This is a genomic window from Actinocorallia libanotica (genome assembly GCF_039525175.1).
GTDB classification, from domain to species: domain Bacteria; phylum Actinomycetota; class Actinomycetes; order Streptosporangiales; family Streptosporangiaceae; genus Actinocorallia; species Actinocorallia libanotica.
The window spans coordinates 62,225-84,098 of sequence record NZ_BAAAHH010000029.1 but is presented as its reverse complement, the minus strand read 5'-3'; the positions used below and the strand labels follow the sequence as shown (position 1 = coordinate 84,098).

Below are 21,874 nucleotides of genomic sequence, written 5' to 3'. Positions count from 1 at the left end.
TTGGAGTGTTCTCTGCTACTGGATGAGAGAGCGCGCGGCGGCGTAGTCGGCCTTGCCGTTGGGAAGGCGCAGGCCGTCCTCGGTCCGGATGAAGCCCTTGGGCACCTTGTAGCGCGCCAGGCGGGCGGCGCAGGCGTCTTTGAGCTGCTCGTCGCTCAGCTCCTCCGCGAGCCGGACGACGGCGACGATCTCGGTGCCCCAGCGCTCGCTGGGGCGGCCCAGCACCAGCGCCTCGGCCACGCCGGGGATGGCGCGCACGACCGCCTCGACCTCCTCGGCGAAGACCTTCTCGCCGCCGGTGTTGATGGTCATGGAGTCGCGGCCGTGCATCTCGACGAACCCGTCGGCGCGCAGCCGCGCCCGGTCGCCGGGGACGACGCAGCGGTAGTCGCCGATGCGCACGAACGTCGCGGCGGTCTTCTTCGGGTCGCCCAGGTAGCCCAGCGGGATGGATCCGCCCTTGGCCAGCCAGCCCAGCTCGTCCTCGCCCGGCTCCAGCTTCCGGGTGCGGTCCTCGCTGAGCACGGCGGCGCCGGGGGCGGGCAGGAAAGGGGTGTCGGCGCCGCCGGTGCGGGTGATCTGGAAGCCGCTCTCGGACGAGCCGACGATGTCGATGATGCGGGTGCCCGGCAGCAGCTCGGCCAGCCGCGCCTTGGTCACGGGGTTGATCGCGGCGCCGGAGTTGACGATCTGGCGCAGCCGGGGCAGCTCCCGGGGCCTGCTCTCCAGCTCGGCCACCAGCGGGCGGACGAAGGCGTCGCCGATGACCGGCATCCGGGAGACCTCCTCCCGCTCCAGGAGGTCCACGGCGCTCGCGATGTCGAGCCGGTCGACGACGTCGGGCAGCAGCACGGTCGCGCCGCCCAGCCAGCCGCCGAGCGAGACCCAGGTGCCCGATCCGTGCATCATCGGCGGCAGCACCAGCACCTTGGCGGTCTTGCGCGCCTCGGCGGCCTCGACGGCCTCGGCCACCGACGCGTACGGCTCCCCGTCCCGGCGGCGCAGGCCCAGCGGCCCGTCGACCAGGTCGGCGATGCGCCACAGCACGCCCTTGGGCATGCCGGTCGTGCCGCCGGTGTAGAGGATGTGCAGGTCGTCGCCGTCCGGGACGACGTCCAGGGGCTCGGTGGAGGCGGCGGCGAGCGCCTCCTCGTAGTCCAGCGCGCCCGGCAGCAGGTCGTTGCCGGAATCGTCGGCGACCTGCAGCAGCAGAGGCCGCGTGCTCAGCCGCGGCAGGACCTCGGCCAGGGTCGGCGCGTACGTGGCGTGGTAGAGGATCGCCTTCGGCCTGGCGTCGGCGAACAGGTACTCCAGCTCGTCGCCGACGTAGCGGTAGTTGACGTTGAAGGGCGCCACGCGCGCCCGGTGCGCCCCGACCAGGCCCTCCAGGTAGGCCTGGCTGTTGTGCAGGTAGAGGGCGAGGTGGTCGTGGTGGGACTCCCAGGCCTCACCCGGCTCGCCGTCGCGGCCGAGGCCGTGGTCGTGCAGGACGCGGGCGAGCGCCCGCACCCTGCCGGAGATCTCGCCGAACGACCATCTGCGGCCCCGCCAGACGAGCGCGTCCCGCTCGGGGACCGCCGCGGCGATCGCTTCGAAGACAGTGGCCAGGTCAAGCTGCGAGGTCATCCCGGGGTCCTCCTAGTCGCGCCTAGGCGACAGTAAACCATTACTTACATCCCAGGCGATACGCGAGGTTCATCCTCCTGTGACCAACGCCACCCCTGTCAAGGCCATGAGCAGGCCGAATCTCTGCGCGAGCCGCAGCCGCTCGCCGTGCAGGAGCCACGCCAGCAGCACGGTGACGGCCGGGTACAGGGACGTCAGCACCCCGACGATGCTGAGCATCCCGGCGTTGACCGCCTTGAAGTAGGCGACGTTGGCGATGACGTCGAGCGTGCCCGCGCCCAGCGCCAGCGCCCAGGTCGTCCGCCCGCGCAGTCTCGCGGGCCGCGTGCCGGACCGGGAGAGCACCAGGAACGCCGCCGCGCCCAGGACGACCGTCAGCACCCCGGCCCGGGACAGGACCAGCGGCCACAGCCCGCCGCCCTCGCCCGCGTGGCTGAGCAGCACGAAGAAGACGCCGAAGCACGTGCCCGAGATCAGCGCCAGGGACAGCCCGCCGCCCCACCCCCACGGCGAGGCGCCCTCCCCACCCGATTCCATGCTGACCAGCCCGATCGCCGCGACGCACAGCAGCACGCCGAACAGCACGGTGCCGCCGAAGCGCTCGCCGTCCAGCAGCCCGGCCGCGACGGGGACGACCGCGCCGGCCAGCGCCGAGACCGGGGCGACCACGCTCATCGGGCCGATCGCCAGGGCACGGTAGAGGGCGAGGAAGCCCGCGCCGCTGGCCAGGCCGGAGGCCAGGCCCCAGCCGAGGCCCGCCGCGTCCGGCGCGGCGCCGTCCACCAGCGCGGCCGCCGCCAGGCAGGAAAACCCCAGGGGGATGCTGACCAGCAGCACCGACAGGGCGGTGGCGCGGCGGGAGGCGGCCCCGCCCAGGAAGTCGCCCACCCCGTAGAAGAGCGCCGCCGTCAGCGCCAGGACGGTCACCATGGGAGAGAGAGGATGTAAGGAACAAAAAGCATGACGGGCATTATTCACGGAGCAGATCGGCGAGGATCTCGCAACCGCGCCGCAGCCCGGACAGGGGCACCGAGCCGTAGCCCAGCACCAGCCCCTGCCCGGACGGCTCCCCGTGGAAGTAGCGGGTGAGGTCCTCCAGCAGCACGCCGCGCGCCCTGGCCGCCGCCCTGACCCCGGCGGTGCGGGCGGGGTCGAGCGGGATGAGGACGTGCAGGCCCGCGGTGTCGCCGACCGCCCACCGCCCCAGGTGCTCCATGACCAGCGCCCGGCGGCGCGCGTACTCCAGCCGCATCCGGCGCAGGTGCCGGTCCAGGTCGCCGTTCTCCAGCAGGACGGCCGTCGCGTACTGGACGGTCCCGCCGGTGCGGTCGACCAGGGCGCGGCGCAGCGCGGCCAGCCGGGTCGCCAGCTCGGGCGTCGCGACGATCCAGCCGATGCCGAGGTCGGGCGTCAGCGTCTTGGCCAGCGTCCCCAGCAGGATGACGCGTTCGGGGTCCAGGCCGTGCAGCGCCGGGAGCGGCGCCACGTCGTAGCGGAACTCGGCGTCGTAGTCGTCCTCCACGATCCACGTCCCCGTGGCGCGCGCCCAGGCCAGCAGCCGCTCCCGCCGTGCGATCGGCAGCCGTCCGCCCAGCGGGTACTGGTGCGCGGGCGTGGTGTAGAGCAGCCGCAGCCCGTCGGGGAGCCGGTCGACGTCGACGCCCTCGTGGTCGACGGGACAGGGCACGACCTCGGCGCCCCGCGCCTGGAGGATGGTGCGGGCCCGGGAGTACCCGGGCTCCTCCACGCCCGCCCGGACGCCCGCGGCCAGCAGCGCGGCGACGAGGTCGAGGCCGTTGCCGGTGCCGCGGGTGATCACGAGGTTCTCCGGGCGCACCGCCACGCCCCGCGCCCGGCGCAGGTGGCCGGCGAGGACCTCGCGCAGCCACGGCAGGCCGCGCGGGTCGGGGCTGTCGACCGGCGGGTGCTCGGCGGCCGCCCGGCGCCAGGCCCGCTTCCAGGCGGCGCGGTCCACGTCGTGCACCCAGGGCGTGCCCGGCCGCAGGTCCAGCAGGCCCGCCGCGCTCGCCTCGGCCCGGGAGACGCGGGGTTCCACCGGAGGCTCCCGGCGCGAGGGACGCCGTGGCGCGGGCGCGGGGTGCTCGACCTGGACGACGAACGTGCCGGAGCCGTGCCTGCCCTCCAGCCAGCCCTCGGCGTAGAGCTGCTGGTAGGCCTCGGTGACGACGGTGCGGCTGAGGCCGAGTTCGGCGGCGAGCGCGCGGCTGGAGGGCAGCCGCTCGCCCGGGGTCAGCACCCCGGCGCGCATCAGCTCGCGCAGCCCCCGCGAGAGCTGGACGTTCAGCGCCTCGGGTGCGCCGCGGTCGAGGTGAAGGGGCAGGTCGGCGCGGGGGCGGGGCAAAGTGGTCTTCTCTTTCTCGGGGGAAGTGGCCATGGTCGCGATGCCACTTTCCCGCCACTGTAGGGGCCATGCTCTCCACCACCGAACGCACCCGGGTCCGCCGGGGCAAGGCACGCGCCAGGACCGGGCGGGAAGACCTGTACGCCGTGCTCGACGCCGGGCTGGTCTGCCACCTCGGCGTCGTCGTGGACGGCGCGCCGCGGGTCGTGCCCACCGCATACGCGCGCATCGGCGACACCCTCTACCTGCACGGATCCACCGGGGCGCGCTCCCTGCGCGTCGGGGGCGAGGTCTGCGTGACCGTCACCCTGCTGGACGGCATCGTCCTGGCCCGCTCGGCCATGCACCACTCGGTGAACTACCGCTCCGCGATGGTCTACGGCGCGCCCCGCCCCGTCACCGACCCGGACGAGCACCTGGCCGCGCTCCGCGCCATCACCGAGCAGCTCGCCCCCGGCCAGTGGGACGCGGTGCGGCGGCCCGACCGCAAGGAGCTCGCCGCCACGGCGGTCTTGGCCCTCTCCCTGGAGGAGGCCTCGGTGAAGATCCGCGACGCGCCCCCGAACGACGACGAGGCGGACTACGCGCTGCCGGTGTGGGCCGGGGTGCTGCCCGTCCGCACCGTCTTCGGCGAGCCGGAGCCCGACCCGCGGCTCGACCCGCCGCTCCCCGTTCCCGCCCATATCCATGGACGTTCTACGCGATCTTCTGCAAGATAGGCCATATGGGGCCGGATGATCTCACCGCAACCGAACGCCGGCTCTACGCCGCGGTGGCCGACGGGCGACCGGTCGACCTCCGCGAGGCCGAGGACCGCACCGTCCGCGCCGCCGCCCTCACCCTCCTGCTGCACGACCCGCCCCCGCCCGTCGGGGTGCCCGGACTGCGGCTGCGCGGCGCCCGCGTCACCGGCAGGCTGCGGCTGCGCGGCACCGTCATCGACCTCCCCCTGGTCTTCACCGAGTGCGAGTTCGACGAGCCGCCGCAGCTCATGGAGTCGCTCACCCGGACGCTGCGGTTCACCCGCTGCCGGATGCCCGGCCTCGGCCTGGCCCGGCTGCGGCTGGACGGCGTGCTGTCCCTCAAGGAGTCGGTGGTCGCCGGACGCGTCGACCTGGACCACGCCCAGATCGACGGCGAGCTCCACCTGTCCGGCGCCGTGCTGGAGTGCGACCCGGCGGGCGACGCCCTGCACGCCGAGGGGCTGCAGGTCACCGGCGTCGCCTGCTTCGACCGGGGGTTCACCGCGACGGGCAGCGTGCGCCTGCCCCACGCCCGGTTCGGCAGCATGCTGCGCCTCTCCGACGCGGTGATCGGCGTCGCCGGGCAGTGGGGGGCGCTGTACCTGGACAACGCCCACGTCGCCGGGAGCATCACGCTGCGCGCGGCCTCCGTCAACAACCCGGGCGGGGTGGCGATCGCGGCGGGCGGCCTGCAGGCCAACGGCGCGCTCTGGCTCAACCACGGGTTCGAGGCCGTCGGCGAGGTGCGGTTCATCGGCGCCGCCCTGCGCGCCCCCCTCACCCTCTCCGACGCGGTGCTCAAGGACGGCTCCCTCAACCTGGAGGCCTCCGTCCTGACCGGCCTGCACGCCCCCGGCATCGTCGTCGAAGGCGGGCAGATCCGGCTCGTCAACGCCCGCCTCACCGGCGACCTGGAGCTCTCCGGCGCCCGGCTGGAGGCCGCGCGGGACGGCGTCGCGCTGGCCGCCGACGGCATGACCGCGACGGCGGCCCGCCTCTCCCGCCTCCACGCCGACGGCCTCCTCTCCCTCGTCGACGCCCGCGTCACCGGCGACCTCGACCTGGGCGAGGCCCGGCTGGACACCGACGGCCGCGCCCTGGACGCCTCCGGCCTCGTCGCGGGCAAGGTCCAGGCCCGCGATCTCCAGGCCCGCGGCCTCCTGGTCTTCGACAACGCCCAGCTCACGCGGGAACTGGAGCTGGTCGGCGCGTCGCTGGGCGCCGACGACGGGCTGTCCCTGTCCGCCGACGGCCTGACCGCCGGGGAGCTCGCCGCCGACGGGCTGACCGCCGCGGGGCGGGTGTCGCTGCTGGGCGGCCAGATCTCCGGTGACGTGCTGCTCTCCGAGGCGCGGATCGGCGCCGACGGCCAGGGGCGGGCCGTGGCCGCGGCCGGGCTGCAGGCGGTGCACTTCGTCGCCGACGAGGCCGTGTTCGCGGGCCGCGTCTCCCTGCGCGGCGCCCAGGTCGCCGGGGACTTCCGGCTGATCGGGACGCGGATCACCGGCGACCACGACGGGATGGCGCTGCTGTGCAACGGGCTCGCCGCCGGGCAGGTGCTGCTCAACCGGACGCACGCGCGGGGCCGGATCGCGCTGCGCAACGCGCAGATCACCGCCGACCTGTCCGCCGAGGACGCCGTCTTCGTCTCCGACGGCGAAGGCCGCGCGTTCAGCGGCGAGGGGCTGAGCGCCGTCAACGCCCGCATGGCGCGGTTGCGCGCCGAGGGGAAGGTCTCGCTGCGCGGCTCCCAGTTCTCCGGGGTCGTCGAACTCGCCGACGCCCACCTCACCGCGGCCGGAGCGGACCCGGCCCTCCTGGCCAGCTGGATGACCGCGGGCGGCCTGCTGCTGAGCGGGCTCGCCGCCGACGGGCGGATCGTGCTGCGCGGCACCCAGGTCACCGGGCAGACCTACCTCGACGGGGCGCGGCTGGCCGGAGACGGCGAGCACTCGATCGTCGCCGACGGCCTGCACACCCGCACCCTGCGGCTGCACGGCGCCCGCCTCACCGGGGAGTTCAACCTGCGCGGCGCCCGGATCACCGACCAGCTCTTCGCCCTGGAGAGCGAGTTCACCAACCCCGGCGGCGTCGCGCTGCGGCTGTCGCTCGCCGAGGTCGTCGGCGACGTGTTCCTGGAGCGGACCGTCTTCACCGGGGCGCTGCGCGCCGCCGAGGCCCGCATCGGCCGCACCCTCCAGCTCCGCGAGACCGTCCACGAGCAGCCGGACGGACGCGCGCTGCAGGCCAAGGGCCTGCAGGCGGGCCGCCTGGTGCTCCACCCCGCCCGCCTGACGGGCACCGTCCAGCTCAGCCACGCCCGCCTGGGCATCCTGGAGGACGACACGGCGCGCTGGCCGGAGGCGATCGAGCTGGACGGCCTGACCTACGAGGCGCTGGAGCCGCGCCTCGACCCGCAGGCCCGGCTGGACTGGCTGGCCCGCGACCCGCGCGGCTTCCAGCCCCAGCCGTACGAGCAGCTCGCCGCCCACTACACCGCGCTCGGCCAGCAGCACCACGCCCAGACCGTCCTGCTGGCCCGCGAACGCCGCCAGGGCCGCACCGCCTCCGGCGCGGGCCGGGTGTGGAGCGGCCTCCAGGACCTCACCGTCGGCTACGGCTACCAGCCGGCCCGCGCCGCCGCCTGGCTCGCCCTCCTCGTCGCGATCGGCTCCGTGGTGTTCGCGCTCTCCCCGCCCCGCCCCATCAAGGCCGACGAGCACCCGGCGTTCAACCCCGTCATGTACACCGTCGACCTCCTCCTGCCCATCGTGGACCTCGGCCAGGAGCGCGCCTTCAACCCCGTCGACCTCTACCAGTGGTTCTCCTACCTCCTGGTCGCCGCCGGCTGGATCCTGGCCACGACCATCGCCGCGGGCGCCGCCCGGACCATCGGCCGCCGCTGATCCCCGCCTCGGCTCAGCTTTCGAGCCGTGCCAGCTCCGGGGGAAGGTGCCCGGAGTGGACGACGGTGAGGCGTCTTGTGGCGCGGGTGATGGCCACGTAGAGGTCGTGGCCGCCGTTCGGTGACTCGGTGAGCATGCCGTCGGGGTCGACGAGGAGGACGGAGTCGAACTCCAGTCCCTTGGATTCGGTCGCCGTCAGGAGCACGACGGGGTGGTCGAGGGCTTCGGGTGTCACTTCCGACGGGGTTCCGGGGAGGACCGCGATCGCCTCCTCGCGGCGGGCGCGGGAGGTGATGACGGCCACGCGGCCTTCGCCGATCCTCTCCAGTTCGGCTTCGACGAGCGCGGGGAGGGCGTCCAGGGCCTCCATGCGGACGGACTGCGGCGGGTCGCCCTCCTCGCGGACCGAGCGGGGGGCCTCGGCGGCCGGGTCGACGCTCGCCAGGACGTCCTCGGCGACCGCCATGATCGCGCCGGGGGTGCGGTAGTTGACGAGCAGGCGCAGTTCGCGCCAGCGGTCCTCCACGAACGGCTCCAGCATCTCGCCCCAGTCGCGGGCGCCCGCCGCGCTGCCCGTCTGGGCGAGGTCGCCGACGACCGTCATGGACTTGGCCGGGACTCGGCGCATCACCGCGCGCCACGCCATGGCGGAGAGCTCCTGCGCCTCGTCCACGATGACGTGCCCGTACGCCCACTCGCGGTCGGCGAGCCGCTCGGCGGCCGTGACGGGGCCGCGGTCCTCGCGCTGGCGCTCGGCGAGCATCGCGGCGTCCACCTCCGTGATGCCGGAGATCTGCAGGACGCCCCGCGCGTAGCGCTCCTCCTCGCGGCGGCGCTGCTCCGCGCGGCGTTCCGCGGCCTTGTCCGCGCTGTCGTCCACGCCGAGGAGCTCGGCCGCCTCGTCGAGCAGCGGGACGTCCGCGACCGTCCAGGGGGCTCCCGGTTCCCTTCGCAGCTCGGGACGGCCGATGTGGTCGAGTGCCCCGGGGTCGGCGTACAGGTCGGTGAGGAAGCCCTCCGGGGTGAGTTCGGGCCAGAGGGAATCGATGAGGCCCCGCACCTGCGGGTCCTCCCAGAGGGTCTCCTTGGCCAGTTCCAGGTCGTGGTCCTCGCGCAGGCGGGAGGGTTCTTCGAGGAGCTCCCGCAGCTCCCTGCTCAGGCCGCCTTCGGCGAGGAGCTGCTGCAGCGGCTCGTCGGTCTCGCGCTCCATCCGGTCCAGCTGGTCTTCGGCGAGCGCCGCGAGGACGTCATGGACGAACACGCGCCGCTGGACGTTGTGCGGAGCGCGGACGTCACGGGCGTGTTCGCGTGCGCGCAGGGCGGCTTCACGGGTGAGCGTGGCGGGCATCCCGTCGGCTTCCAGCGTCACGTCGTCCTCGGGAACGCGCTGCCGCGCCTTGAGGGCCGCCTCCAGCCGTTCGGCCATCCGCCCGTCGCCCTTGGACGCCTCCACCTCCGGGGTGTCCGCGGTGGTGGCGTGCACTCCCGGGTACAGCGCCCCCAGCGTGCACAGCGCCACGTCCGTCTCCCCGAGGCCGGGCAGGACCCGTTCGATGTAGCGCAGGAACGTCGGATTGGGCCCCACGATGAGCACTCCGCGCCGACTCAGCGTCTCCCGGTAGGTGTAGAGCAGGAAGGCCGCCCGGTGCAGGGCCGCCACGGTCTTCCCCGTTCCCGGACCGCCCTGGACCACCAGGATCCCCTGGAACCCGGCCCGGACGACCTCGTCCTGCTCCGCCTGGATCGTGGCGACGACATCGCTCATCCGGCCCGTACGCCCCCGCCGGAGGCTGGAGAGCAGCGCCGCCTCCCCCACGAGGTTCGCCTTGTCCCCCGGCTTCATCGCCTCCAGGTCGAAGACCTCGTCGTCCAGCCCGACGACCTTCCTCCTCCGCGTGTGCAGATGCCTCCGCCGCACGAGTTCACCGGGATCGGCGGCCGTGGCGGTGTAGAACGGCCGCGCCGCGGGAGCGCGCCAGTCGATCAGCGCCGGCTCTCCCTCCTCGTCCCGCAGCCCCACCCGCCCGATGTAGAGCGTGTCGTCGTCCTTCCGGTCGATCCGCCCGAAGCACAGGCCGTGCTCCACCGCCGCGTACTGCGCCAGCCTCTTCTCCCGCTCGTGCACCGCGGTCTCCCGGTCCGCACGCTGCTGGAACCCCGCGCCGCCACCGGCCTCGGCCCGCTCCGAACCCGCCGTCCTGGCCCTGGCGGCGTCCAGCAGCCCGTAGAGCCACGTGACTTTTCTCTGCTCTTCCTCTACAGCGCTGATGGGCATGTGTGATAAACTCCTAGTGGAAGGATGTCTCTGCTTTCTCGCAGAGCGTCGGGTGACCACGGGTATGTCGTGCGTTCCCCGTCCGGCGTTACACCTTTCTCCTCTCTTTTTCAGCGGCCCTCCGTCATGCCGTCCGGTAGGGCGCCGCGTCGTCCCGTTTGAATTCCAGTCCCGTGCCGGGCCTGGCGCGGTCGGGGACCAGGACGCCGCCCACGGGTTCGAGCACGCCGTCGAAGAGCAAGCGCTCGATCCGCACATGGTCGTGGAAGTACTCGACGTGCCGGAGACGCCGGACCGCCGTCCCCGCGTGGGCGCTGAGCTGCGGCGCGCAGTGCGCGGACAGGTCGGTCCCGTACGCGTCGGCCAGGGCGCCGACCCGCTGGAAACCGGTCATCCCGCCGCAGCGCGTGACGTCCGCCTGAAGGCAGTCGACGGCACCCGCTTCGAGCAGCCGCCGGAAGTCCGGTATCCGGTAGCCGTACTCCCCCGCCGCGATCTCCAGCCCGGACGGCCCGGTGTCCCGGATCAGCCGCAGCCCCTCCAGGTCGTCGGAGCTCACTGGCTCCTCCAGCCACCGCACCCCGGCCTCGGCGAACCGCCGCGCCCACTCCAGCGCCTCCTTCCGCCGGTACGCGCCGTTCGCGTCGACGAACAGCTCCACCGCGTCGCCGATGGCGCGGCGGGCCACCTCCACACGGTGCCCGTCGCGTTCCGGGTCCCGGCCCACCTTCATCTTCACGCACGGGATCCCGGCAGCGGCCCACCCGCCGAGCTGCTCCGCCAGCCGTTCGTCCGAGTACGACGTGAAGCCGCCGCTTCCGTAGACCGGGACCGATCCGTGGACGGCGTCGAGAGCCACGGCCAGCGGGACGTCCAAGAGCCGCGCCTTCAAGTCCCACAACGCGCTGTCGACCGCCGAGACCGCCATCGCCCCGATGCCGGGCTGCCCGATGTTCCGCAGTTCCCGCCACATCGCCGCCCAAGCCGCGCCGACGTCCCAGGCCGGCATGCCGCGTACCGGCCTGGCGAGCGTCTCCTCGACCAGCCGGCTCACCGCGGCGGAACCGTAGGTGTATCCGAGGCCGCGGCATCCCGCGGCGGCCGCCTCCACCACGACGATCGTGGTGGAATCCCAGGCGAACGTCCCGTCGGATTCCGGACCGTCCGTGGGGAACGTGTAGGCGGCGCTGCGGATCTCCTCCACCGGCGCGTCCCTCACCGGCGCAGCCTCCGCAGCACCGAGGCCACGGCGGCGCCCACGGCCGTGGCGGTGGCGGCCAGGGCGATGGTCCGCGCCGTTCTCCCCGGGGGCTCGGGGCGGATTGCGGCGCGTACCGGCGGGTGTCCAGCCCGCTCGATGTTGTGCCGAGGCAGGGCCGCGTCCAGGAGTTCGGCCAGATGCACCCCCTCGTGTCCGCTGCCAGCGAGTTCGTGGATCTGGGTGCGGCAGCTGAAGCCGTCGGCCAGCACGACGGTCTCGGGATAGGAGTCGCGTATGCGCGGCAGCATGACGCGTTCGGCGCAGTCCTCGCTCACCTTCCGGTGGCCGCGCTCGAAGCCGAAGTTCCCGGCCAGTCCGCAGCAGCCGGACTCCAGCCGTTCCACCTGCACTCCGGCCTCCTCCAGCAGGGCGCGGTCGGCGTCCCAGCCCAGCACCGCGTGCTGGTGGCAGTGCACCTGCGCCAGCGCCTCGGACGCGCCGGGCGGCACCGCCGGAGGCCGGTAGCCGGGGCTGTGCCCGGTGAGGAGCTCGGCCAGCGTGACGGTCTGCTCGCGCAGGCGCCGGACGTCGTGGTCGCCGGGGAACAGCTCGGCGGCGTCGGAGCGGAAGACGGCGGTGCAGCTCGGTTCGAGGCCGACGACCAGCCCTCCCTCGTGCAGGTGCCCGGCCAGGGCGTGCACCGTGCGGCCCAGTACCTTCTTGGCCGTGGCGAGCTGGCCGGTGGAGATCCAGGTCAGGCCGCAGCACAGCGGCCCGTCCGGCAGTTCGACCCGCCACCCGGCCTCCTCCATCACCTCGACGGCGGCCCGGCCCACGTTGGGGTGGAAGCAGTCGGTGAAGGTGTCGGGCCACAGCAGGACGGTGCCGCGCTCCCCCTCGCCGCGCGGTCCCCTGCGGGCGTACCACTGGCGGAACGTCCCGTCCGCGAACAGCGGGAGCTCCCGGTTCTCCACTCCGGCGGCGGCCGCGGCCAGCCGGGAGAGCAGGGGCGTGTGGGTGATCGTGTTGACGGCGGGGCCGAGCCGAACGGCGCCGACGAGCCGGGCCAGCACCGGCAGCCATCCCAGCGTCAGGTCCGACAGCGGGCGGCGCCACTGGCGGCCCCGGTAGTGGTGGGCCAGGAACTCCGCCTTGTACGTGGCCATGTCGACGTTGGCGGGGCAGTCGGTCTTGCAGCCCTTGCAGGACAGGCACAGGTCCAGGGCGTGTTTGACCGCCTCGGAGCGCCATCCGTCCCCGATCGTGCCGTCCCGGTGGCCGCCGAGCATCTCGAACAGCAGCCGGGCGCGGCCCCGCGTGGAGTGCTCTTCCTCCTTCGTCACCTGGTAGGAGGGGCACATCACCGAGTCCTTGGCGTTGGTGTGCTGGCGGCATCGGCCGACGCCGACGCAGCGGTCGGCGGCCGCGGCGAACGATCCCCCGTCGTGCGGGTAGCGGAAGTACAGGTCCTGGGGGTCGTCCGGCTCCCAGGACGGGCCGAGGCGGAGGTTCTCGTCCAGCTTGTAGGGGGCGACGACCTTTCCGGGGTTCATCCGGTTCCACGGGTCGAAGATCGTCTTGACCTCGCCGAAGGCCTTCATCAGCTCGGGCCCGAACATCTTGGGCAGCAGTTCGCCGCGGCTCTGCCCGTCTCCGTGCTCTCCGGAGAAGGAGCCTCCGAACTCCACGACCAGGTCCGCAGCACGGTGCATGAACCTGCGGTAGGTCGCGACGCCTTCGGCCGTGTAGAGGTCGAACGGGATCCTGGTGTGCACGCAGCCCTGCCCGAAGTGCCCGTACAGGCTCGGGCCGGTGTCGCTCGCGTAGCCGAGCTCCCGGTAGAGCGCTTTGAGGCGGCGCAGGTAGTCGCCCAAGCGATCGGGTGAGACCGCCGAATCCTCCCAGCCTTCGAAGGTGTCGGGCCGTCCCGGCACGTGGGCGGTGGCGGCCAACCCGCTCTCCCGGACGTGCCACAGCTCGTCCTCCCGCGCGGGATCGTCGAGGAAGGCGACGCTGGGCGCGTGTTCGGTGCCCCGCAGCGCCCGGACGAGGTCGTTGCCGCGGCTCTCGGCCTCTTCCAGGGTGTCGCCGCCGAACTGCACCATCAGGAACGCGTGCCCGGGAGGCAGTTCACCCAGCGCCTTGGGGTTGAGGTGCTTGAGCTGTTCGTCGCGGATGAGCTTGGCGTCCAGGCCCTCCAGCGCGATCGGCTCGTGCGGCAGGACGGCCGGCACGGCGTCGGCGGCCTGTTCGACGCTGGGGAAGCCGAGCACCACCAGGGTGCGCTCCCGGATGACGGGCACCAGTTCGAGTTCGGCACGCAGCACCGTGACGAGGGTGGATTCGCTGCCCACGAGGAACCCGGCGACGTCGAAGCCGTGCTCGGGGAGCAGGGGGTCGAGGTTGTAGCCCGAGACGCGGCGCGGGATGTCGGGGTAGCGGCGGCGGATCTCACCGGCGTAGGCGTCCCGCAGGCGGCGCAGCCTCCGGTAGATCGCGGCGCGGAGGTCGCCTCGACGCTCGATCGCGGCGTACTCCTCGTCGCCGGTCTCCCCGCACCAGAACCGCGTGCCGTCGTAGGTCTGGACCTCCAGGCGGGCGATGTTGTCGACGACCTTGCCGGTGCGCTGGGCCGTCGCCCCGCAGGAGTTGTTGCCGATCATCCCGCCGATGGTGCAGTTCATATGGGTGGCAGGCTCGGGGCCGAAGCGCAGGCCGGCGGGGGCGAGCCGGCGGTTCAGCTCGTCCAGCACGATGCCCGACTGCACGACGCAGGTGCGGGCCCCGGCGTCGACGGCCTCCAGGGCGGTGCAGTACTTCGACCAGTCGATCACCACGGCGGTGTTGGTGCACTGGCCCGCCAGGCTGGTGCCGCCGCCGCGGGAGAGCACGGGGGCGCCGCAGTCGCGGGCGGCCAGGACCGCCTCCGCGGCCGCCTCGGGCGTGCGCGGCACCACGACGCCCAGCGGCACCTGCCGGAAGTTGGAGGCGTCGGTGGAGTAGGCGGCCCTGGTGCCGGAGTCGAAGCGGACCTCCCCGTCCACCCGTTCCCGGAGCGTCCGGGCCAGGTGTTCCAGGTCGGGCTCGGTGCGGCGGCGCGGGCGGGTGCCCGTGCGCGACGGTTCCACGGCGACCATCGGCGTCCTCCCTTACGGCAGAGCGGTCTTCAATCCCCTATCCGCCATTTCTCTGGACAATCGACCACATAAGTAATGGTTACTGACTTATGGGACAAATAGCGTGTTAGCCCACGAGGCCGGGGCATGGTGCACCTCATGGGACGAATCGCTTCGGAAGACCTGGTGGAACGTCTGATCGACTGGGGAGTCGACACCGTCTTCGGACTGCCGGGGGACGGCATCAACGGGATCATGGAGGGACTGCGCCGGCACCGCGACCGCATCCGGTTCCTGCTCGTCCGCCACGAGGAGGCCGCGGCGTTCATGGCCACCGCCCACGCCAAGGCCACCGGCAGGCTCGGCGTCTGCCTCGCCACCTCCGGGCCGGGGGCCATCCACCTGCTGAACGGCCTCTACGACGCCAAACTCGACCACGCGCCGGTGCTCGCGATCACCGGCATGCAGGAGACGTCCGTCCTGGGCACCGGCTACCAGCAGGAGGTGCACCTGGAGCACCTCTACGCGGACGTGGCCGAGTACAACCTGATCGTCGACAACCCAGTGCAGCTGCCGGGCGTCGTGGACATCGCCGTCCGCACCGCGCTGGCCCGCCGCGGCGTGGCCCACCTGAGCCTCCCCAACGACATCCAGGTCGCCGACGCGTCCGCCGACCCGTGGCAGCACGTGGCGCCCGCCCGCCCCCCTGCCAGTGCGCCGATCTACCTGTCCGCCCCGGGCGTGCCGCGCGCGGAGGACCTGGAACGGGCGGCGCGGGTCCTCAATGAGGGGCGGCGCGTCGCCCTGCTGGCCGGAGCCGGTGCGCTGCACGCCCGCGAGGAGGTGCTGGCCGTCGCCGACAAGCTGGGCGCCCCCGTCATCAAGACGCTCCCCGGCAAGGGCGTCATCCCCGACGACTCGCCGTTCGCCGTCGGCGGGATCGGGCTGCTGGGCACCCGGCCCGGCGAGGAGCTCATCGACGACTGCGACACCCTGTTCATGATCGGAACGAACTTCCCGTACACCAAGCACCTGCCCGAACCCGGCAAGGTACGGGTCGTCCAGCTCGAAGCCGACCCCATCCGCGCGGGCGTCCGCATGCCCACCGAGGTCCCCATGATCGGTGACGCCAAGGAGGGCCTCCAGGCGCTGCTGCCGCTGCTGCGGACCCGCGAAGACCGCTCGCACCTCACGAAGTACCAGCAGAAGATGGACGACTGGCGGGCGAAGATGACGTCACTGGAGGACGCCGACCGCGACCCCGTCGCCCCCCAGTACGTCGTGGGCGTCATCGACGAGCTCGCCGCGGACGACGCGATCCTCACCTGCGACAGCGGGACCATCGCCACCTGGGCCGCCCGCCACTGGACGATCCGCGGCGGCCGCGGCTTCTACCTGTCGGGCAACCTCGCGACGATGGCACCCGGCCTGCCCTACGCCATCGCCATGCAGCACGCCTTCCCCGGCCGCCAGATCATCGCGTACGTCGGCGACGGCGGCTTCTCCATGCTGATGGCCGAGTTCCTCACCGCCGTCCACAACGGCCTGCCGATCAAGGTCGTCATCAACAACAACAACTCCCTCGGCCAGATCCTGTGGGAGCAGATGGTCCTCGGCTACCCCGAGCACGGCGTCCGGTTCTCCACCCATCCCATCGCCGACTTCTCCGCCTGGGCGCGCTCCTGCGGCGGCTTCGGCGCCAAGGTCACCAAGGCCAAGGACGTGCGCAACACCCTCGTCCAGGCCCTCATGCACGACGGCCCCGCCCTCGTCGACATCGACGTCGACCCCGACGAGCCGCCCATGCCCGGCAAGGTCGAGTACCAGCAGGCCAAGAAGTTCACCCAGGCCTTCCTCAAGGGCCAGCCCCGCCGCGTCTCCATCGCCACGACCCTGTTCAAGGACAGGCTCCAGCAGTTCGGCGACTGACGCCCCGCGCCGGGGCGCCGGTGGCTGAATCCCCTCACCCGACCACTCCATATGGCACGGGTATATCGCGCCGACGCCATTCGATACCCGTTGGGTATGGTGCGAGGAGCCTTTTGACGCGGTGCCGGAAAATGTAAATACGGCCTTCCTTTCCCGCTCTTCGTGATCTAGGTTCCTCGTGAACCCGATCGTCGAAAGCCCGTGAAAACGGGAGAGGAGTGATCGAATGCGCAAGAAGACGCTGCCGCTGCTCGCCCTGTCCTCCATGCTCGCCCTGGGGGCGCAGGCCGCTCCCGCGCAGGCCGCGACCACGACCTGGACGGTCGCCAACCCGAACGCCGACGGCTCCTTCACCACCTCGGGCCCGCTGACGGCGAAGAACGCCGCCGGCCAGACCCTTTTCACCTGCGCGAACATCCCGCTCAAGGGCACGATGGCGAGCAGGTCCACCACTTACGGCCAGAGCCTCGGCAAGTTCACGGCCCACTACCAGATCACCTGCGCCGCCCCCGACGGAAAGGCGTGGTTCGGAGTGCTGGGCACCGGCATCGGACCCAGCTACTTCAAGGCCACCGCCTTCAACGCCGCGACGGGGACCACCACGGTCACGCACCTCGGAAACACGCCCGCCACCCCGGTCTACATCTTCAGCGAGCAGAACTCCAACCCCGACTGCGCCTTCTTCGTCATGTCCGTGGCCGGCACCTACTCCAACGCCACCTCCACCCTGAAGACCACATCCGCCCTGACCAGGATCGGCACCGCCGAGGGCCAGACCCCGCGCTGCCAGGGACGGCTGACCGAGGGCGAGACCATCACCTTCGACGGCGCCCTCAAGTTCAATCCCGCCATCAAGGTCACCGCCACCACCTCCTGACCCGCAGAGGGCTCCCGCAGGCGATCACCCCGGCCTGCCGCCGGAACCCACCGGAAAAACCTCACCCGCTATTCATGGACCATTGGGGAAACCCATCCGGTTCAGTTGCGTCCGGCAAGAAATAAAAGGGCGGAATTGCGGGTGAGGGTCACCGACGCGTCGGCATGGGTGTCGACGGACAGGCCCAGAGCGGGCGCGCGGGCCAGGGCGGCGTCGAGGTCGGCGCCGTCGACGAGGAGCCGTTCCCGGAGGGTCCGCTTCGAGACGCGCGGGTCGGGGCTCCAGACGGCCTGGAAGATCAGATCGCCGACCAGCGGGCCGAACCGCCGGTCGGCGGCCTGGGTCAGGCGGGACTGCTCGGCTGCCGACAGGCGGAAGACGTCTTGGACCCGAGGCGAGGGGGCGGCGAGGGTGAAAACACCGTCGGGATCACCGGTCAGGACCCCGGCGGCGAAGTAGAGCGGCAGCAGATCGCGCAGGGTCCGCGGTGCGGAGACGCCCAGCTGCCAGGCCATCTCGGCGTAGGTCAACGCCCCGGCGTCGGGGCCTGGCCGCTCGACAGGGCTCAGCGGCCGATCGAGCCAGCCTTCTGGACGATGATGGCGGAGGCCCCGACCGTCGACCTCGGCGAGGGCGGTCGAGCCGTTCTCCCGGACGGCGGCCGCCACCCACCAGATCAGGTCCCGGTCAGGGAAGCCGATCAGCTCGTCCCAGCCGTCGGGCTCCGGCGGCACGGCCGGGGTGGTGCGCTTGAGATGCCGGGGCGGCCGTGCGGTCTCAGCGACCCGCCAGAACCGCAGCGACCAGTCCAGCGGCCCGCCGACCCGCCGCGCGACCCGCACCCGGTACAGGCCGGGCCCGGCGAGGACGAACCCGTCGCCTTCGAGGCCCGGGATCAGATAGTCGAGCAGAACCCGGCCCGTCCTGGTGAGGAACGGAGTCTCGGCGACGTCGTCCCACGCATCGTCGTCAGCGGGCGGCTCGGCATCGTGCAGTTCGAGCGTGACGGCCTGCTCCGCCTCCCCAGCGCTGCTGGCCTGAAGCCACCCGGCACCCGCACACACCAACGTGCCGGCGACGGCATCGAACTCGCCCACCGGGCCGTCGTAGTCGGGATCGTCGAAGTCAGAGCCGTCGAACCCCTCCTCGTCCCCTTCCACTCACGTCTCACGAACCACCAGAGTCCCGTAATCGGGAAAGTACTCCTCATCCCGTTCCGCACGTATCAACACCACCGCCACACGATAACGACACCCCGAATCAGCACCCCGCGTCCCGCCCGGCACCGTCTGCGAACCGCGTCATGACCGGCCGCCCGGACCTCGGCGGGCTGACCGGTCCGCTGCACGACCTCGCCGCCCAGTGCCTCGCCAAAGATCCCCGCAAACGCCCGAAAGCGCCTCAGGTCCTCCTGAAGCTGATCGGCCACACCGAAGGACCGATCAACGCCCCGGAAGCCCTCACCAGAGGACTTGCCTTCACCAACGCCTCCGACACCGACGCCTGCACCGTTCTCCGATTCGGGGAAATCCTCCCCGACCGACATCGCTCGCATCTTGGAAGAGGCGATGTTCAAAGCCGGAACCGCCGCCTTCACCGTCGACCTCGGCGGATTTTGGCAAGGGGACGACGACGTCCTCGACGTCCTCCGGAAGGCTCTCTTTCATGGAGGACCCGGGCACCGACTACGACCTGACCACCCAAGCCGGCACCGGACACAAGAGTTTCCACTGAACCAGCGATTCCGCAAGGTGACGATTCCCTTCCTTCCGGGAATGGCCGACCGTACCTGCGGCAGTCCGGATCGTTCGGCTTGATCACCGTCTATAGGATCGCCGCATTCCCGCCCACCGAATGACGGATCCGAGGGCGGTAAGGAGGCATCCGTGAAGGATCATCGACGGTACGGCCTGCGAGAAGAGGGACGATGAACGCGGCGGGCCTGGTCAAGGCGATGGTGGGTGCTTTTGTCGTCGGGGTGGTCTTCGGGGGTGCGACCGCGGGAGCCAACGCTCTTTCCCATCGGTTCGCGGATCTGGAGAGTGCGAGCTACACGGTCGGCGGCTGGTCGTACGCGGAGGTCCTCGCCGTGGTGATGGACTCGGGGTGGGCGTGGGCGGGGCTGGCGGTCGCCGCGGGATGGCTGGTGACCCGGGCCGAGAACGGCGCTCCTGGGATGTTGGTTCGAGGGGCCGCGGCCGGGGCTCTCTCCCTGTTGGTGGCTGTGGCGGCCTACGCTTTTGGGGAGACGATCGACAGTGGCGGTGCTCTGTCCTCCTTCGTCGGGAACGAGCAGTTCGTGTGGTGGGTCGCCGGCCTCCTCTTCGGGGCGCCGCTGGGAGCCGTGGGCGCCTGCGCTCACCGGGCGGGGGTGGTCGGCCTCCTCGCGCGGCTGACTGTGCCTGTCGGTGCCGCCGTGCAGATGGTCCTGATCCCGCCGGGCAGGAACGAGGTGATCACGGCTATCGGGCAGGGAGTCGTGGGGGTCGCGGCCGCCGTGAGCATCGTCTTCGTCGTCATCCGCTTCCTCCGCTCGCCGCGGCGTTCGTCGGAAGCGGCCGGTGCCCCGGCGTCGTAGCGCGTTCCGTCCCGGCGAAGGCGTACCGGTCCTTCACGGGCCGGATGTGCTTTCCGCGTCCGGTCAGAGGGCGGTGGTGAGGAGATCGTCCGCTATGCGCAGCAGCACCTCGGGTGCCGGGTCGGGGAAGGCGAGGAGGGCGGCGATCAGGCAGACGGGCCAGGGGCCGCTGGAGAGGGCACGCGAGAGGTGGTCGTGGACCGGGGCGGGGAGCCGCCTCAGGACCTCGATCTCGAAACCCGGGAAGCCGATGGACGGGAGGAGCGCGAGGGCTCGCGGGACGAAGTCCTCGGAAGGCGCGAGCCTCGCCAGTTCCGTCCAGGCGAGGGCCTGCTGGTAAGGGTCCTCGACGGCGGGGGCGGTGAGCTCGGCCTCCCGGAGGGCCTCGCGGGCCGTCCGGTCGTCTCCTGCGATCCGCGCGGAGCGGGCCACCTCCAGCGAGCACAGGAAACGCATGTAGGGGTCGGGGGCGTCCGCGAGCAGGGTGCGGGCCTCTTCCAGCAGGAGGACGGCCAGGTCGCGGTCGCCCGCCGCGACGGCCGTCTCCGCCAGTTCGGTCAGCAGCAGGGCCAGGTCGTCGGGATGGCCGACGTTGATCGCCGCTGACCGGTCGATGCGGGCGAACGCTTGCGCGGTGTCGCCGAGGGCGGTCGACGCCCTCGCCAGTTCGGCCAGGACCCGGGCGGCCCGGTCCGGGTCGACGACCGACGGGAGGATGCCTTCGGCGTAGTCGACGAGGGCGCGGGAGCGGCGGGGGTCGTGGGGCGCCAGAAGGGTCGCCAGTTCCGCGGCCGGCAAGGCTGCACGGTCATCGGCGGGCAGGCGCCAGAGGAGCGTTTCCGCCTCGTCGGCGAGCGGGGGGACGCCGTCCGGAGCGGTGCTCCTCATCAGTTTCAGGAACTCCGCCGTCCGCCGACCCTCGTCGGGGCTGGCGAGGACCAGTTCCCGGGCCTTGGCGCGGTCGCCGCCCTCGGCCGCGGCGTGTGCCAGTTCCGCCAGGACCAGGTCCCGGATCGGGAAGGAGCGGTCGGCCAGGGACAGGTCCCGCCCCCGGTCGAGGAGAGCGCGGCCCCTGACGGGATCCGCGGGCAGCACCGCGGCGGCCAGACACGCCAGCGCGCGTCCCTGGGTGAGGGTGTCGCGGGAGTCGCCGCGAGCGACGGCGCGGCGGAGCCACTCGGGCAGGTCCTCTTCCGCGATCACCACCCGATCCACCGCCTTCCGCCACGGCGAAAGTACCCACGCTCCCCCCTTCCGTCTACGGCGCCCTGGCGCGGGACGGCGCCGCACTCGCGAACCGGCCGGGCGGCCGCCCCCGACGACGATCGAGGACGAGGGCGGTTGCCGAACCTTCCCCACTGCTTTAGCATCACTAAAGTAGTTACAAGCGAAAGAAGCACATATGTACGACGAAAACGAAGCACGGACGGCGTTGGCGGAGGCGGAGCGGGTGCGCGGGGAGGCGCTGCGGTCGGGCCGGTGGTTCAGCGGATACCTCGCGGTGCTCGGCGCGGGGGCGATCGTGTGGATCACCCTGCTGGAGGCGGTGTGGCCGGACGGCGCCGCCCGCAACTACACGGCCGCCGCGGGAGCGCTGCTGTTCGGCCTGGCCGCCTGGTGGGCCGAGCGGCGCGGGGTCTTCCCCGCGAAGGCCACACGGCGGCTCGTGGTCTCCGCGGCCGTCTGGTTCACGCTGTACCTGGTGGTGATCGGCCCGATGGTCCGCTGGAAGATGGAGACCTCGCTGCCCGGCTGGCTCGCCGCGTCCGCGGTCATGGCGCTGCCGTTCTTCGCCGCCGCCGCCTGGACGGCCCGCCGCCCGTGACCGCCCACCCCCGCCACCAGCTGGACACCGTCGTCCACACCCCGGCGCGCTTCTCCATCATGGCGCTGCTCGCCTCGGTGGAACGAGCGGAGTTCCGTTTCGTCCGCGACACCGTCCAGATCAGCGACTCGGCCCTCTCCCAGCACCTCACCACCCTGGAGAAGGCCGGCTACATCACCATCCGCAAGGCCCAGACCGGCAGGCGCACCACCACCTGGCTGTCGTCCACCCCCTCCGGCAAGGACGCCTTCACCCGGCACCTGGCGACCCTCAACCAGATCGCCTCCCAACCCGCCCCACCCGGGGAGCCACCCGAGTAGTTCCACGAAGAGGAAGAGAAGTACGCAGAGCCCCCGGGCCTCTCGGCCTCGACCGGCCCCTGCCGGACACCGTTTACACCGCGCCCAATCACCCCGTACGTCCTCCTTGCAGGGCT

The 21,874-nt window shown here is 72.4% G+C and carries 16 protein-coding genes; 7 read left to right on the top strand and 9 right to left on the bottom strand.

What is annotated here, in order from left to right; all coding sequences use genetic code 11:
* Positions 1–15: 15 nt before the first annotated feature.
* The 3 genes from ABD140_RS29085 to pdxR all read right to left on the bottom strand — a co-directional run bounded on the left by ABD140_RS29085 (position 16) and on the right by pdxR (position 3,988).
* Positions 16–1,626, bottom strand: a complete 1,611-nt coding sequence (locus tag ABD140_RS29085) for an AMP-binding protein (RefSeq protein ID WP_344244219.1) — start codon at positions 1,624–1,626, stop codon at positions 16–18.
* A gap of 69 nt (positions 1,627–1,695) precedes the next feature.
* Entirely contained in the window at positions 1,696–2,556 is an 861-nt protein-coding gene (locus tag ABD140_RS29080) for an EamA family transporter (protein ID WP_344244218.1), read from the bottom strand.
* 40 nt (positions 2,557–2,596) lie between these two features.
* The gene (gene pdxR / locus ABD140_RS29075; RefSeq protein ID WP_425544164.1) at positions 2,597–3,988 is read right to left on the bottom strand and encodes a MocR-like pyridoxine biosynthesis transcription factor PdxR; all 1,392 of its coding nucleotides are present in this window, start codon (positions 3,986–3,988) and stop codon (positions 2,597–2,599) included.
* Positions 3,989–4,056: 68 nt separating this feature from the next.
* On the opposite strand from pdxR, the gene ABD140_RS29070 reads away from it, so the two are divergent.
* The gene (locus ABD140_RS29070) at positions 4,057–4,707 is read left to right on the top strand and encodes a pyridoxamine 5'-phosphate oxidase family protein (protein WP_344244216.1); all 651 of its coding nucleotides are present in this window, start codon (positions 4,057–4,059) and stop codon (positions 4,705–4,707) included.
* Between the two features lie 5 nt (positions 4,708–4,712).
* Complete coding sequence (locus tag ABD140_RS29065; RefSeq protein ID WP_344244215.1) at positions 4,713–7,637, top strand: AsmA family protein; 2,925 nt, start codon at positions 4,713–4,715, stop codon at positions 7,635–7,637.
* A 13-nt stretch (positions 7,638–7,650) separates the two neighbouring features.
* Here the strand turns inward: ABD140_RS29065 and ABD140_RS29060 are convergent, their stop codons facing one another.
* The 3 genes from ABD140_RS29060 to ABD140_RS29050 form a co-directional block, all read right to left on the bottom strand.
* Complete coding sequence (locus ABD140_RS29060) at positions 7,651–9,912, bottom strand: HelD family protein (RefSeq protein ID WP_344244214.1); 2,262 nt, start codon at positions 9,910–9,912, stop codon at positions 7,651–7,653.
* A gap of 124 nt (positions 9,913–10,036) precedes the next feature.
* The gene (locus tag ABD140_RS29055) at positions 10,037–11,131 is read right to left on the bottom strand and encodes an enolase C-terminal domain-like protein (RefSeq protein WP_344244213.1); all 1,095 of its coding nucleotides are present in this window, start codon (positions 11,129–11,131) and stop codon (positions 10,037–10,039) included.
* On the bottom strand, positions 11,128–14,250 hold the full coding sequence (locus tag ABD140_RS29050; RefSeq protein WP_344244212.1) for an FAD-binding and (Fe-S)-binding domain-containing protein: 3,123 nt from the start codon (positions 14,248–14,250) through the stop codon (positions 11,128–11,130). Before ABD140_RS29050 ends, ABD140_RS29055 begins: the two co-directional genes overlap by 4 nt.
* 165 nt (positions 14,251–14,415) lie before the next feature.
* On the opposite strand from ABD140_RS29050, the gene ABD140_RS29045 reads away from it, so the two are divergent.
* Both ABD140_RS29045 and ABD140_RS29040 read left to right on the top strand, forming a co-directional pair.
* On the top strand, positions 14,416–16,158 hold the full coding sequence (locus ABD140_RS29045) for a thiamine pyrophosphate-dependent enzyme (protein WP_344244211.1): 1,743 nt from the start codon (positions 14,416–14,418) through the stop codon (positions 16,156–16,158).
* 226 nt (positions 16,159–16,384) lie between these two features.
* Positions 16,385–17,035, top strand: a complete 651-nt coding sequence (locus tag ABD140_RS29040) for a hypothetical protein (protein ID WP_344244210.1) — start codon at positions 16,385–16,387, stop codon at positions 17,033–17,035.
* A 101-nt stretch (positions 17,036–17,136) separates the two neighbouring features.
* Here ABD140_RS29040 and ABD140_RS29035 read toward each other — a convergent pair whose 3' ends face one another.
* A complete protein-coding gene (locus ABD140_RS29035; protein WP_344244209.1) occupies positions 17,137–18,195 on the bottom strand; it encodes a DUF6042 family protein in 1,059 nt (352 codons plus the stop codon).
* Positions 18,196–18,260: 65 nt separating this feature from the next.
* Complete coding sequence (locus ABD140_RS29030) at positions 18,261–18,632, bottom strand: hypothetical protein (RefSeq protein WP_344244208.1); 372 nt, start codon at positions 18,630–18,632, stop codon at positions 18,261–18,263.
* A 330-nt stretch (positions 18,633–18,962) separates the two neighbouring features.
* Between ABD140_RS29030 and ABD140_RS29025 the strand changes: the two genes are divergently transcribed.
* Positions 18,963–19,613 carry a hypothetical protein gene (locus ABD140_RS29025; RefSeq protein ID WP_344244207.1) on the top strand — a complete coding sequence of 217 codons (651 nt, stop codon included), beginning with the start codon at positions 18,963–18,965 and terminating at the stop codon, positions 19,611–19,613.
* Between the two features lie 63 nt (positions 19,614–19,676).
* On the opposite strand, the gene ABD140_RS29020 is transcribed toward ABD140_RS29025, so the two are convergent.
* Positions 19,677–20,816 carry a hypothetical protein gene (locus tag ABD140_RS29020; protein ID WP_344244206.1) on the bottom strand — a complete coding sequence of 380 codons (1,140 nt, stop codon included), beginning with the start codon at positions 20,814–20,816 and terminating at the stop codon, positions 19,677–19,679.
* A gap of 199 nt (positions 20,817–21,015) precedes the next feature.
* Between ABD140_RS29020 and ABD140_RS29015 the strand changes: the two genes are divergently transcribed.
* Both ABD140_RS29015 and ABD140_RS29010 read left to right on the top strand, forming a co-directional pair.
* Positions 21,016–21,438, top strand: coding sequence for a hypothetical protein (locus tag ABD140_RS29015; RefSeq protein WP_344244205.1), 423 nt, complete (start codon positions 21,016–21,018; stop codon positions 21,436–21,438).
* Positions 21,435–21,758, top strand: a complete 324-nt coding sequence (locus ABD140_RS29010) for a winged helix-turn-helix domain-containing protein (protein ID WP_344244204.1) — start codon at positions 21,435–21,437, stop codon at positions 21,756–21,758. The genes ABD140_RS29015 and ABD140_RS29010 overlap by 4 nt, the downstream gene beginning before the upstream one ends.
* Positions 21,759–21,874 lie beyond the last annotated feature (116 nt).

Bases quoted from the DNA above. Each gene is read 5' to 3' on its own strand.
- ABD140_RS29050 (WP_344244212.1), bottom strand. From the start codon at position 14,250: ATGGTCGCCGTGGAACCGTCGCGCACGGGCACCCGCCCGCGCCGCCGC.
- ABD140_RS29070 (WP_344244216.1), top strand. From the start codon at position 4,057: ATGCTCTCCACCACCGAACGCACCCGGGTCCGCCGGGGCAAGGCACGC.
- ABD140_RS29065 (WP_344244215.1), top strand. From the start codon at position 4,713: ATGGGGCCGGATGATCTCACCGCAACCGAACGCCGGCTCTACGCCGCG.
- ABD140_RS29015 (WP_344244205.1), top strand. From the start codon at position 21,016: ATGTACGACGAAAACGAAGCACGGACGGCGTTGGCGGAGGCGGAGCGG.
- ABD140_RS29040 (WP_344244210.1), top strand. From the start codon at position 16,385: ATGCGCAAGAAGACGCTGCCGCTGCTCGCCCTGTCCTCCATGCTCGCC.
- ABD140_RS29060 (WP_344244214.1), bottom strand. From the start codon at position 9,912: ATGCCCATCAGCGCTGTAGAGGAAGAGCAGAGAAAAGTCACGTGGCTC.
- ABD140_RS29080 (WP_344244218.1), bottom strand. From the start codon at position 2,556: ATGGTGACCGTCCTGGCGCTGACGGCGGCGCTCTTCTACGGGGTGGGC.
- ABD140_RS29025 (WP_344244207.1), top strand. From the start codon at position 18,963: ATGAACGCGGCGGGCCTGGTCAAGGCGATGGTGGGTGCTTTTGTCGTC.
- ABD140_RS29085 (WP_344244219.1), bottom strand. From the start codon at position 1,626: ATGACCTCGCAGCTTGACCTGGCCACTGTCTTCGAAGCGATCGCCGCG.